At 35.8% G+C, this 14321-nt stretch carries 6 protein-coding genes; all 6 read left to right on the plus strand.

The window, feature by feature from the left end:
- Positions 1–29: 29 nt before the first annotated feature.
- The 6 genes from HQN83_RS19045 to HQN83_RS19070 are packed head-to-tail and all read left to right on the plus strand — an operon-like array spanning position 30 to position 14320.
- Positions 30–2408, plus strand: coding sequence for an ABC transporter permease (locus tag HQN83_RS19045; RefSeq protein WP_173092348.1), 2379 nt, complete (start codon positions 30–32; stop codon positions 2406–2408).
- A 19-nt stretch (positions 2409–2427) separates the two neighbouring features.
- The gene (locus HQN83_RS19050) at positions 2428–4800 is read left to right on the plus strand and encodes an ABC transporter permease (protein WP_173092350.1); all 2373 of its coding nucleotides are present in this window, start codon (positions 2428–2430) and stop codon (positions 4798–4800) included.
- 17 nt (positions 4801–4817) lie between these two features.
- Positions 4818–7181: an ABC transporter permease gene (locus HQN83_RS19055; protein ID WP_173092352.1), complete on the plus strand. Its 2364-nt coding sequence runs from the start codon at positions 4818–4820 to the stop codon at positions 7179–7181.
- 16 nt (positions 7182–7197) lie between these two features.
- On the plus strand, positions 7198–9558 hold the full coding sequence (locus HQN83_RS19060; protein WP_173092354.1) for an ABC transporter permease: 2361 nt from the start codon (positions 7198–7200) through the stop codon (positions 9556–9558).
- A gap of 17 nt (positions 9559–9575) precedes the next feature.
- The gene (locus HQN83_RS19065; RefSeq protein WP_173092356.1) at positions 9576–11939 is read left to right on the plus strand and encodes an ABC transporter permease; all 2364 of its coding nucleotides are present in this window, start codon (positions 9576–9578) and stop codon (positions 11937–11939) included.
- Positions 11940–11956: 17 nt separating this feature from the next.
- Positions 11957–14320 carry an ABC transporter permease gene (locus tag HQN83_RS19070; RefSeq protein ID WP_173092358.1) on the plus strand — a complete coding sequence of 788 codons (2364 nt, stop codon included), beginning with the start codon at positions 11957–11959 and terminating at the stop codon, positions 14318–14320.
- The last annotated feature ends 1 nt before the right edge of the window (position 14321 follow it).

Below are 14321 nucleotides of genomic sequence, written 5' to 3' on the forward strand. Positions count from 1 at the left end.
GTTAACAACCAAGTAACTGCACCGATAATATGTTTAAACTGAATTTTAAGATAGCCCTTCGTAACCTTTGGAAAAACAAGGTTTATACAGCAATTAATATCGGTGGGCTTTCTATAGCTCTGGCGGCTTTTATATTGGTGATTCTATATGTTACTTATGAAACGAGCTATGATAAAGATGTACCCAATTATGACAAGATTTATCAGGTAGGCAGGAGCTTGCCCGACTTTAAAACCGAATACACACCTGCACCTCTTGCTAAATTAATTAAGGATAATTTTCCGGAAGTTGAGGTGGCTGGAAGGATGACTCCTACATGGTTCGAATTTCCACTCAATACAGAAAAGGGCAGGATTTATTCAACCAAAAGTTTGATCATGGATTTTAAAGTGGCTAAAATGTTTAATATCTGGCCAGATGCAAAGTCAGTTGATGAAAACGATCCTGGATTTCAGGGGTATGTTCCTAAATTGTTTATTAAAGAGCTATTTCCAAATCAGAAGGTAGCATTCCCAGCAATGGTTGCCTTTGGGCCCAAAAAAGATGGACAACCTGCTAAATTATTTGGTACAATTGATAGGACAGATGAGCATTCTAATATAAAGTTTGATCTTGTAACACTCTCAAAAGATATTGCCTTAGACAACATGGATTATGGCACAAATAATTATAGAACCTTTATACAGGTTAAGAAGGGTGTAGATATTGAAGCGCTTCAGCAAAAAATAGATCGTCTTTTTAAGACAGAGCTTATTAAAGGAGGCTTGCCTGCTAGCGATCGTAGAATTGCTGGACGATCTGTTATATTTCTGGATCCTCTAAAGAATTTACATTTAAGGCCGATGGCCGGTAACGATACCAACTATAAGATTGTAGTTGCACTTTTTGGCTTAGGTATCCTGATAATCATTATTGCCTGTATCAACTTTACAAACCTTACCATTGCTCAGGCTACCAAACGGGCAAAAGAAGTTGGGGTAAAGAAGGTATTGGGTGCTTATCGTTTCAACCTTACGTTTCAGTTTCTCGCAGAGATTTTTATGCAATGCTTGTTGGCCTTAATATTAGGGCTCATTATAGCCGAAATGTTGCTCCCTGTGTTTAATAATTTATTCGGTATTCCACTGTCGATATGGCATGGAAGTGCAGCTCTTTTTGGTCAACTTCTATTGATCTTAATAGGAGTTACCGTTATATCCGGTATATATCCTGCACTGGTACTTTCAGGCTATAAACCTGCATCAGTTTTGAAAGGCAATATGCAAACCAGTTATAAAACACTTTGGTTGCGCAATTCTCTTTTGGCAGGTCAGTTTGTAATTGCCATCATCTTTATTGCAGGCTTGTTGATTGTAAACAATCAGCTAAAATATATGAGGGCAGAGGATAAAGGATTTAAATCATCACAAGTGGTTTTTATTAAAAATATCCAGTTCTATAACACTCCTAAAGATTTTGAAAGTGCAAGAAACAAAATAATGAAAATACCTGGAGTGAACAACGTAACTGTAGCTTCAGATATACCAGATGGATCTAAACCGGGTACAAATAATTACAAATTGGAAAGTAAGGAATTGTCAATGGACTTTCTGGATGTGAACTTTGACTACTTTGAAACGCTGGATATTAAGCTGAAAAACGGGCGCTTTTTCTCCAGAGATTTTATTGCTGATACTGCTGGTTCTGCAATCCTGAACGAAACTGCAGTGGCTCGCTATGGAGTTACTAATCCGGTAGGTAAGGTAATTAGAGGGTGTGATATGGATTATAAAATAGTGGGGGTAGTAAAGGATTTTAAAGCTCAGGGCTTTGAAGCAGCTGTAGCCCCTACAATATATGCGATTAAGAATCCATGTAATAACAAGAAATTAAAGATAATGGTCAATATCGATCAAAATAGCATGACTTCTGCACTTGCGACGCTTAAGTCGCAATGGTCAGGTATTAATACGCTTGATGGTGAAGATTTCAGATATGAGTTTTTGGATGAATTGTACGGTAAGCTATTCAAAAAACAGGAACAGCTTCAGTCGGTATTTTTCTTTGCCGCAATGCTTACCATATTTATTGCAGTACTAGGGCTTTTTGCATTCTCTGCATTTACAACTAACAATAGAATTAAGGAAATATCTATCAGGAAAATACTTGGGGCTACAGATTTTCAGATGTTTAAAATGTTAAATACCTTTTTCATCTGGATTGTACTGATTGCCAATCTTATTGCCTGGCCATTGGCTTATGTATTGGCGAAGAAATGGTTAGAAACCTTTGCTTACAGAATAGATATTCCTCTTTTTCCCTTTTTTATTGCAGCCGTATTATCAACGGTTCTTACTGTGCTTACGGTAAGTATCCAAGCCAGAAGGGCAGTGAAAACAAATCCTGCTGATGCATTAAAATATGAATAACCTTTAAATAACACACACCATGTTTAAACTCAATTTAAAAATAGCCTTACGCAATCTTTGGAAACATAAAACTTCATCGATAATTAATGTTGTCGGTTTAGCCATAGGCCTTGCATCATGTCTTTTGCTGCTATTATATGTATCCTATGAGTGGAGTTTTGATAAGAAATTTAAAGGCTCAGAAAGTGTCTATCAGGTGATGACTAATTTTGTTGATGCAAAAGGCAACAATAAGGGAACGGTAGACTTAACCAGCAATGCAATAGCACAGGTTATAAAACAAGAAATTCCAGATATTGACGCGATTAGTCGTATCAGTAATAATGGACAACAGTTAATAGCAAACGGAGAAAACAGTTTTAAAAAGGAGTCTAAATATGCAGATCCTGATATCCTTAAAATATTTAATTACGAATTTATAGCAGGTAATCCTGAGACTGCTTTAAACACTCCTAAGTCCGTTATTTTAACAGAAAGAATGGCAAAGTTGCTATTTAAAGATGGCGATGCACTTAACAAATCAGTACGTTACAACAACCAGGCAGATTTAATGGTTACAGGTATTGTTAAGAATTTGCCGGCCAATAGTTCTAATACGTTTGATTTTCTGATGCCATGGTCCTTGTTTGAAACACTTTCTGATTGGGTAAAAAGGCCAGATTGGGGTAATTATAACTGGCAAACAGTTGTCCGTGTAAATGACCAGGCAAACATTCCTTTGATAAATTCAAAGATGAAAGGAATTATAAAAAAGAACAGTGTTGATGCAACGGATGAGTCTTTTATATTTAAGTTATCTGATAGGCACTTGTTCGGGAAATTTGTGAATGGGAAAAGTGTTGGTGGTGATATTGAACGTATTTACTTATTTATCGCATTAGCTGTGGGTATTCTGCTAATTGCCTGTATCAATTTCATGAACATGGCAACAGCCAAATCAGAGAGAAGGGCTAAAGAAGTAGGTATTAAAAAAACAATAGGAGCGAGCAGGGCCTCTTTAATTTCCCAATTCCTAACAGAATCTATTCTGCTAACTGTTATTAGTGTGCTAGTAGCTATTGTATTGGTAGAAATTTTATTGCCAACATTTAATAACCTGCTTAATATAGAACTTAGTATTGATTATTACAGTAGTGGATACTGGATTGGTATATTAAGCGTAATCCTGTTAACAGGATTGCTGTCTGGAAGTTACCCTGCATTATATCTTTCTGCTTTTAATCCTATTCAGACTTTAAAAAGAAAAGTTACAAGGGCAAAAGTTATCCCTGTTAGTTTAAGGCAGGTATTGGTTATTGGTCAGTTCAGCTTTGCAATTATCCTGATTATTGCTACTCTGGTTATTTATAAGCAGGTTCAGTTTATTAAAGACAGGCCGGTAGGTTATGACCTAAATCTTTTAGCTGAGATGCCTCAGGAAGGAGAACTGGTAAATAAATTTGATCTTTTTAAGACAGAATTATTAAAATCAGGCGCGGTTACAGCCTTATGTCAATCATCAGGAAGTTTATCCAATAGTGGCTCTAGTTTTTGGAATTTCGAATGGCCCGGTATGACCAAGGCAGATAAGGATGTAATTTTTAATCAGATTGCCACCACCTACGACTTTACGAAAACAAATGGAATACAAATGGTTTCGGGACGAGATTTCTCTAAGTCATTTGCTTCAGATACTGCGGCATTAATGTTAAGCAGTACTGCTGCGAAATTGATGGGGCTTAAAAATCCAATTGGTACACCAGTAAAATACCATGGAAATGACTTCACTGTAGTGGGAGTTTTTAAAGACTTCATTTGGGGCTCGCCATATTATACTGACCGACCTATGGTAGTTGCTTTTAGCCAAGGATGGGGTGGTCAGATTACCATGCGTCTTAACCCGAATAATAGTTTAACTAAAAACGTTGAATTGATAAGTCAGGTAACCAAACAAATAAATCCTGCTTATCCGGTTGATTTGAAGTTTGTTAATGATCTGTATGCTGTAAAATTACAAGGAGAAAGGGTTCTCGGTATTTTATCTAACCTATTTGGTGGACTGGCCATATTTATATCTTGTTTAGGGTTGTTTGGTTTGGCGGCTTATAGCGCAGAGCAACGCACTAAAGAATTTGGAGTGCGTAAAGTTCTTGGCGCTTCAGTGGCCAGTATTATGCAGTTGCTTTCTGTATCGTTTATGAAAATGATTTTAGTAGCAATGATAATTGGTGTACCGGTTGCTTATTATCTGATGAATAAGTGGTTGGGTCATTTTGATTTTCGCACCACAATTTCTTGGTGGATTATAGTTATGGCAATATCCGGTACAACTGTAATCGCCTTTTTAACAGTAAGCTTTCAGGCCTATAAAGCTGCAAAAGCAAATCCTGTTGACGCATTAAAATACGAATAACCTAAATCAGCCCTAATATGTTTAAACTGAATTTAAAAATCGCATTACGAAACCTTTGGAAAAACAAGGGTTTTACACTTATAAATATTGGTGGTTTAGGTATAGGATTGGCAAGTTGTATGGTCTTATTGCTCTATGTTGCTTATGAATGGGGGTATGATAAGCAGTTTACAAACTTCGATAAAACATATGTAGTTTTTAACAATCAGAAAACGCCTACGGAAACTTTTAGCTTTCCGGCTACTCCAGGAGTTTTAGCTCCAGAGGTGAAACAAACTGTGCCCGGAATAGAAAAAATTACAAGATTAGATTATCCTACTGATCGGTTAATCACCTATAAGCAGAACAGCTTTAAAAAAGCAAGCATCTTTGTTGATGCAGACTTCACTAAGATATTCGATCTGAAGGTGCTTAAAGGAAACCCTTCTGAGTTTTTGAAAAACCCAAACTCTATAGTTCTTACGGAAACACTCGCAAAGAGTCTTTTTGGAGATGAAGATCCTTTAAATAAGACATTAAAACTTGACAATACTGAAGAATTAAAGGTAGAAGGTGTGATTGCCGATGTGCCAAAAAATAGCAGTATTCAATATGAATACCTGATGCCATGGGTACTGTACGAAAAACTAAACCCATGGACAAAAGAAGCCTCCTGGGGTAGCAATTTCTGTTTAACATTTGTTCAGTTTAAAGACAATTCATTCTTCGAAAATGCCAATAAGCAGTTTCATAGTATGATTAAATCTCATGATAAGAATACGAATGGGGAACTTTTTTTATACCCATTATCTAAGTGGCATTTGTATGGCAAGTTTGCAAATGGTGTGCCGGTTGGGGGTGCAATTGATCAGTTAAAAATATTCTTTTTACTTGCCTTTTGTATCCTGCTTATTGCCTGTGTAAACTTTATGAACCTATCTACTGCCCGTTCTGAGAAAAGGGCTAAAGAGGTTGGGGTGCGAAAAGCCATAGGTTCGAGTAGGAATGCCCTGGTGGGGCAATTTATGATGGAATCAATGCTTATGGCCCTAATGAGTATGCTTATAGCTTTTGTATTGATAGAGATTAGTTTACCTTATTTTAATAGCATAATAGGAATTCAATTATCCATTGATTATAGCCGCTGGCAATTCTGGACTACATTATTCGGTTTAACTGTTTTAACAGGCTTGTTGTCGGGTAGTTACCCTGCGTTCTATTTGTCGTCTTTTGCCCCAATTAAGGTGCTTAAAGGATTTACTCTGGCAGGTAGTTCTTCACTGTCTGTTCGCAAAGGATTGGTGGTATTTCAGTTTGTATTTGCAGCCTGTTTAATTGTTTGTACTATCGTTATCTATCAGCAATTAAATTACATTAAAAATAAACCAATTGGATACAATAAAAATAATCTGATAGAAATTCCTATACAAGGGAATTTGAAAACTCCGGCTAAAAGAGAAGTACTTAAAGACCAATTACTGAAATCGGGTGCTGTGACATCGGTAACCAATTTTTCGCAAAGACTAACTGCCGGTGGCAACAACGGGTATGACGTAAGTTGGCCAGGTAAAAATTTAAACGATAAGATCCTGATAAATTTTAGGTTTACAAGCTATGATCTGGTTAAAACAACAGCTATGGAATTGGTTGATGGACGAGATTTTAATCGTCAGTTTGCTGATTCAACAAATGTTCTGGTTAATGAGACTCTTGTTAAAATTATGGGGATGACTAAGCCTGTTGGCAGCAAGATAAAATGGGGTGATACTGATGCAACTATTGTTGGAGTGCTTAAGGATTATGTAATGGAATCTCCATATCAAAAGTCTAAGCCGGTTTTGATTGCGCTGAATGATAATTTGGTAAGTTATATTGTTGTACGTGTAAATCCAGATCAGAATGTTAGTACGTCGGTAACTACAATTGATAATCTTGTAAAGGCACTTAATCCTGGATATCCGGTAGACAGAACATTTGTAGATGATTCTTTTGAAGGTAAGTTTGCCAATGAGAAATTGCTAGGTACCCTATCTAATTGGTTTGGTGGTTTTGCCGTATTTATTTCTTGCCTTGGCTTATTAGGATTGGCCCTTTATATGGCCGAACAGCGTAAAAAAGAAATCAGCATCCGTAAAGTTTTAGGGGCAAGTAACCTAAATATTCTTACACTCTTAAATAAGGATTTTGTAAAGTTGGTAGCTATTGCAAATGTAATTGCGTTTCCACTGGCTTATATCATTATTAATAAGTGGTTGTCTAGTTACGAATTTAAGGTGTCTATCTCTGTTTTACCATTTGCAATAGCGGCAATCCTATCATTAATTATTGCCATCCTTACGGTAAGCGTACAATCAGTAAAAGTGGCAAAAGCAAATCCAATTGATGCATTGAAATACGAATAACCTAAACTCAATTAACATGTTTAAACTCAATCTCAAAATCGCATTACGAAACCTTTGGAAAAACAAAGCTTACACATTAATTAATGTGGGAGGGTTGGCAATTGGTTTAGCAAGTTGTATGGTATTATTGCTTTATGTTGCTTACGAATGGAGTTATGATAAGCAGTTTAAGAACTATGATAAAACCTATGTAGTTTATAATAATGCCAAAGCTAATACACAGGTGTTTAGCTGGGCATGGACACCGGGTGTTATGGCGAATGAGGTTAAAGAGAAAATCCCCGGAGTAGCATATGCCTCACATTCTACATATCCTTACGATCAGCTAATTAGCAACGGAGAAAAGAAGTTTAAAAAAAGTGTAGTTTATGCTGAGCCATCCTTCCTGAAAATATTAAATTATAAGTTCATCAAGGGAAATCCTGATAAGGTTTTAAAAGAAGTTAATTCAGTAATACTTACAGAAACCATGGCAAAGAATCTGTTTGGTGATGAAGATCCAATCAATAAAACTGTAAAATTTAATAACAAGCATGTACTAAAAGTAGAAGCCGTTATTGAAGATATTCCAGCGAACAGCAGCATAAGATTTGAGCTTTTAATGCCATGGGCGCTGTATGCAAATGATAATCCATGGGTAAAAAATTCTGGCTGGGGAGGTAATTTCTGTTTAACGCTGGTGCAGTTGCAAGACAATAGTTTTTTCGAAAAGGCTAATGGACTGATGAAGGGAATTTACACCCGAAATTCAAAAGATGCCAATGGCCAAGCCTTGCTCCATCCTTTATCAAAATGGCATTTGTATGGTGACTTTGAAAACGGAAAATCAATAGGAGGTAAAATAGACCAGATTAAAATCTTTTTTATTCTTGCATTTTGTATTCTTTTAATTGCTTGCGTCAATTTCATGAACCTGTCTACTGCCAGATCAGAGAAAAGGGGCAAAGAAGTAGGAGTGCGTAAGGCGATAGGTTCTTCCAGAAAGTCGCTTATTGGACAATTTATTACCGAGTCTATGCTACTCGCAATAATGGGGATGATTATTGCCTTTGTTTTGATAGAGGTAAGTTTGCCTTATTTTAATAGGCTGTTAAATATTCAGTTGGCTATAAATTATCAGGACTGGAAGTTCTGGCTAGCATTAGTTAGCTTAACATTAATAACAGGTTTTATTGCCGGGAGTTATCCAGCCTTTTACCTGTCTTCTTTTGAACCGGTTAAAGTGTTGAAAGGAGCTAGTAACATTGGCAACTCATCTCTTTCTGTAAGGAAAATATTAGTTGTCTTTCAATTCAGTTTTGCTACTTGTTTAATCATATGTACGGCAGTTATTTATCAGCAATTAAACTACATTAAAAATAAGCCAATTGGTTATAATAATGGAGGGTTAATAGAGATGCCAATACAGGGTAATTTCTCTAACAAAGAAAAGTTGGATGTCCTAAAAGATCAACTTATTAAATCAGGTGCAGTTACGAATGTAACTTATTTTAGCACTCCTTTAGGTGATGAAGGTAACAGCACATTCAGTATCAGCTGGCCGGGTAAAAATTTAAATGATAAGGTGTTGTTTAACTATCGCAATGCTGGCTTTGATTTTATAAAGACAATTGGAGCACAGCTGGTTAACGGTCGTGATTTTTTAATAAAAACGGATTCCCTTAATGTGGTAGTTAACGAAGCTGCAGTAAAGGTAATGGGGTTAAAGCAGCCGATTGGTACAAAGATCGAGTGGGATGGAACTAAAATTACCATTATAGGAGTAATGAAGGATATAATAACTGAATCACCTTATCAAAATTCAAAGCCGATGATCATTTACAACAGGGCTGAAGAATTTAGTAACATCATTGTCAGATTAGATCCATCACAAAATTTAAGTACTTCTGTGGATAAAATTGATGGAATTGTTAAATCCTTGAATCCTGATTTTCCAATTGAGAGGAGATTTGTAGCTGACACTTATGAATATAAGTATCAAAATGAAAAGCTTCTTGGTATCTTATCCAATTGGTTTGGTGGTTTTGCCATATTTATTTCTTGTCTGGGTTTATTAGGCTTAGCATTGTTTATAGCCGAGCAACGTAAAAAAGAAATTAGCATCCGTAAAGTTTTAGGTGCAAGCACGGCAAATATTTTAACCTTGCTCAACAAAGATTTTGTTAAGCTGGTATGTATTGCAAATCTGATTGCTTTTCCACTTGCCTATATTATCATCAACAAATGGTTGTCAGCTTACGAATTTAGAGTTAGTATTTCTGTTCTACCATTTGCAATAGCGGCAATTCTATCATTAATTATTGCCATCCTAACTGTTAGTGTACAATCTGTAAAAGTGGCTAAATCCAATCCTATCGATGCCTTGAAATACGAATAAATTTAAACACTAAAGTCATGTTCAGATTAAACTTAAAAATAGCATTAAGGAACCTTTGGAAAAACAAGGGTTATACATTGATTAATGTGGGAGGACTGGCTATTGGTTTGGCCAGTTGTATGGTGCTGCTTATGTATGTTGCTTATGAGTGGAGTTTTGACAGACAGTTTAGTAATTACGAGAAAATCTATATGGTGTATAACAATATGGATGCTAATGGAGAAATTACAACCTGGCCAACAACGCCTACACCAATGGCCAGAGAAATAAGAGACAAAATTCAAGGAGTAGAATATGCAGCACATTCTAGCTTTCCGGAAAATCAACTAATTAGCTATGGTTCTAACAGCTTTAAAAAAATAGCTATATATGCTGAGCCTTCTTTTTTGAAAATGCTGAATTATAAATTTATCAGCGGTAATGCAGCCAATGCTTTGCAACAGGTAAATACAGTGATCCTGACTGAGACACTAGCAAAAAATCTATTCGGAAATGAGGATCCTATCAATAAAATAGTAAAATTAGGAAATACAGAAGGGTTAAAAGTAGAGGCTGTTATTAAAGATATTCCTCAGAGCAGTAGCTTTCGATTTGATTATTTATTGCCTTGGGGGTTATTGGAAAAGTTCGACCCTCAGCGTAAAGAATTAAACTGGAAAAGCAATAATAGTTTAACTCTTCTACAGTTAAAGGACAATCATGTTTTTGAACAGGTTAGTGATCAAATGAAGGGTATCTATAAGCGTAATAGAAAAATTTCAGCTAGTGAAGCATTATTGCAACCACTCTCTAAAGTGCATTTATATGATAAATTTGAGAATGGTAAATCTGTGGGCGGTAAAATAGACCAACTCCGGATTTTCTTTATTTTGGCCTTTTGTATCTTGCTGATTGCCTGCGTTAATTTTATGAACCTTTCTACGGCAAGGTCTGAAAAAAGAGCAAAGGAAGTAGGCATACGTAAAGCAATAGGTTCGTCGAGGAAATCTCTTGTAAGCCAGTTTATATTGGAGTCAATGTTGATGGCTTTTATTGGTATGTTGGTTGCATTTGCGCTTATGGAACTGGCTTTACCTTATTTTAATGGGTTGCTCAATATTGGGCTCGTTATCGGTTATTCTGACTGGAGATTTTGGAGTGCATTAATTGGACTGTCACTGTTGACTGGCTTTATTGCGGGAAGCTATCCTGCATTTTATCTATCTTCTTTTGAACCTGTTAAGGTTTTAAAAGGATTCAGCATAGCTGGTAATTCCTCACTTTCCATTCGAAAGATATTAGTGGTTTTTCAATTCGTATTTGCCGTTTGTTTGATCGTCTGCACTTCAGTTATTTATCAGCAGTTAAATTATATTAAAAACAAGCCCATTGGATATAATAGAGCCGGATTGTTGGAAATACCAATTCAGGGAAACTTGCGTACCGAATCGCAATTGATGCTGGTTAAGGATCAGCTCCTTAAATCAGGGGCGGTTACTGATGTAACCTATTTTAGTCAATCGCTTAACGATGGTGGGAATAATAGTAGTGATTTCAACTGGCCGGGTAAAAAAACAAATGAGGTGTTTTTATTCAATTACAGGAGTTCAGGTTATAATTTCACAAAAACAACTGGAGCAGAAATGTTGACGGGAAGAGATTTTTCTCCTCAGTTTGCGGATTCAGCAACAATAATAGTGAATGAAGCAGCTGTTAAGATGATGGGATTAAAACAGGCCGTAGGTACAGTTATTAAAAAAGGTGATATTCCTTATACAATTATTGGCGTAATGAAAAATTATGTGTCAGAATCACCTTATAAGAATGCCAATCCTACAGTGATGTTTTATAGCATAGGGGAAGTGAGTTCTATTATTGTTCGCATAAAACCTGATCAAAATATCAGCACCTCAATTGAACAAATTGACGGGATCTTCAAGAAGATAAATCCGGATTTTCCCGTGGATAGCAGATTTGTGAATGATGATTTTGAACAGAAGTTTCAAAATGAAAAACTCCTTGGTACATTATCCAATTGGTTTGGTGGTTTTGCAATATTTATCTCTTGTCTGGGATTATTAGGCCTGGCGTTATTCATCGCCGAACAGCGTAAAAAAGAAATTAGTATTCGAAAAGTTTTGGGAGCAAGTACAGGAAATATTCTCACCTTATTAAATAGAGATTTTATAAAGCTCGTTATCATTGCAAATTTAGTTGCTTTTCCTATAGCTTATATCATTATTCATAAATGGCTTTCTGCTTTCGAATATCGCATTTCTATATCTTTTTTACCTTTTGCTCTGGCTGGTTGTATCTCTATCTTAATAGCAGTTTTAACTGTAAGTATACAGTCGGTAAAAGTGGTAAAAGCCAATCCTATTGATGCATTGAAATACGAATAAATTTAAACACTAAGATCATGTTCAGATTAAACTTAAAAATAGCTTTAAGGAACCTTTGGAAAAACAAGGGCTACACATTGATTAATGTGGGAGGGCTGGCTATTGGATTGGCCAGTTGTATGGTGCTATTGCTATATGTAGCATATGAATGGAGCTACGATAAGCAGTTTAAGAACTACGATAAAACATATGTAATATATCTTAATTCAGTAAGCAGTACTGATATTGTTAGTTATTGTTTTACGCCAGGTCCGATGGCAAAGGAAATCAGGGAGAAAATTCCGGGAGTAGCTTACGCATCGCATTCTTCGTATCCAGCCAACGAATTAATAAGTTATAAGCAAAAGAACTTTAAAAAGTCTGCTATTTATGCAGATCCTTCGTTTCTTAGAATATTAGATTACAAGTTTATTAAGGGCAATCCCATGAAGGTGTTGCAGGAGACAAATTCAGTTATACTAACCCAGACATTGGCAAGAAATTTATTTGGTGATGAAGATCCAATTAATAAGGTTGTTAAATTTCAAAATAATGAACCATTAAAAGTTGAGGCTGTAATTGAAGATGTTCCGAAAAATTCAACGATTCAGTTTGATTACCTGATACCATGGTCTTTAAATGAGAAATTGAATATTTGGGTGAAAAACGCAAATTGGGGAAGTAATGCTTTTCTGACCTTAATACAATTGAAGGATAATAAATACTTGAGTAATGCTAGTGATCAGATAAAAGGAATTTACAAGCGTAATTGGAAAAATTCAGAGAATGAGGGATTAATGCATTCACTATCTAAGTGGCATTTGTATGATAAGTTTGAAAACGGAAAATCTGTCGGTGGTAAAATAGACCAGGTCAGAATTTTTATTATTCTGGCATTTTGTATACTTCTGATAGCCTGTGTTAATTTTATGAACCTTTCTACTGCAAGATCTGAGAAAAGATCACGAGAGGTTGGAGTACGTAAAGCTATAGGATCTTCTAGAAAATCACTTATCGGACAATTCATGTTGGAATCCATGTTGCTTTCTTTTATGGGGATGTTGATTGCTTTCACTTTGATGGAAATTAGTCTTCCTTATTTTAATGGCCTTCTGAATCTGCAATTAGTCATTAACTATCAAGATTGGAAGTTTTGGAGTACGTTAATTGGGTTAACTGTAATAACTGGTTTTATTGCCGGAAGCTATCCTGCATTCTATCTTTCTTCCTTTGAGGCTGTAAAAGTATTAAAGGGTTTTAGTCCCGTTGGCAATTCATCGCTTTCTGTAAGAAGAATATTGGTCGTATTTCAGTTTGTATTTGCTGCATGTTTAATTGTTTGTACAGGTGTTGTTTATCAGCAGTTAAATTTCATTAAGAACAAACCTATAGGTTATAACAGAAATGGGCTTATCGAAATACCGGTTCAGGGAAATTTAAAAGGAAAAGAGAAGTTGGATCTTGTAAAGGATCAGCTTTTAAAATCAGGTGCCGTTACTTCAGTTACTTATTTTAGCCATAGTTTGAATCAGTTTGGTGATGCGACCTTTGATTTCAGCTGGCCGGGTAAAAATCCAAAAGATCTGATCCTGGTTAATTATAGAGGAGCGGGTTACGATTTTACTAAAACAACCGGTGCTGAAATTATTGCAGGAAGGGAGTTCTCATCTCAGTTTGTGGATACTGTAAACGTTCTGGTGAATGAGACGGCAGTAAAAATAATGGGGTTGAAACAACCCGTAGGAAGTGTAATAAAATGGGATGGTACTCCCATAACGATTGTTGGTGTAATGAAGGATTTTGTAATGGAATCTCCTTATCAGAAAGTTAATCCCCTGGTAATGTACAATCCAAAAAGCAATTACAACTATATTATAGCCAGACTAAATCCTGATCAGAATTTGAGTTCTTCAGTTGGTGCGATAGATCAAATAATTAAGCAATTCAACCCTGATTTTCCTGTCGACCACAGATTTGTTAGTGATGATTTTGAATCTAAACTTCAAAATGAGAAACTGTTAGGAACCCTGTCTAACTGGTTTGGTGGTTTTGCAGTATTTATTTCTTGCTTGGGTTTGTTGGGCCTTGCACTGTTTATGGCAGAACAGCGTAAAAAAGAAATCAGTATACGTAAAGTTTTAGGTGCCAGTACCGTAAATATCCTAACACTTTTAAATAAGGATTTTATTAAACTAGTTGCTGTAGCAAATCTTATAGCCTTTCCTCTTGCTTATATCATTATAAATCATTGGTTATCTGCTTATAGTTTTAGAGTTGCAATATCCATACTGCCATTTGCTATTGCTATTGCACTATCATTTCTGATTGCAATTTTAACAGTCAGTATACAATCGGTAAAAGTGGCAAAGGCCAATCCTGTTGATGCATTGAAATATGAATAAT

The sequence above is a fragment of the Pedobacter foliorum genome (assembly GCF_013266735.1).
In the GTDB taxonomy this organism is placed as follows: Bacteria; Bacteroidota; Bacteroidia; order Sphingobacteriales; family Sphingobacteriaceae; genus Pedobacter; species Pedobacter foliorum.

Bases quoted from the DNA above. Each gene is read 5' to 3' on its own strand.
- HQN83_RS19050 (WP_173092350.1), top strand. From the start codon at position 2,428: ATGTTTAAACTCAATTTAAAAATAGCCTTACGCAATCTTTGGAAACAT.
- HQN83_RS19055 (WP_173092352.1), top strand. From the start codon at position 4,818: ATGTTTAAACTGAATTTAAAAATCGCATTACGAAACCTTTGGAAAAAC.
- HQN83_RS19065 (WP_173092356.1), top strand. From the start codon at position 9,576: ATGTTCAGATTAAACTTAAAAATAGCATTAAGGAACCTTTGGAAAAAC.
- HQN83_RS19045 (WP_173092348.1), top strand. From the start codon at position 30: ATGTTTAAACTGAATTTTAAGATAGCCCTTCGTAACCTTTGGAAAAAC.
- HQN83_RS19070 (WP_173092358.1), top strand. From the start codon at position 11,957: ATGTTCAGATTAAACTTAAAAATAGCTTTAAGGAACCTTTGGAAAAAC.
- HQN83_RS19060 (WP_173092354.1), top strand. From the start codon at position 7,198: ATGTTTAAACTCAATCTCAAAATCGCATTACGAAACCTTTGGAAAAAC.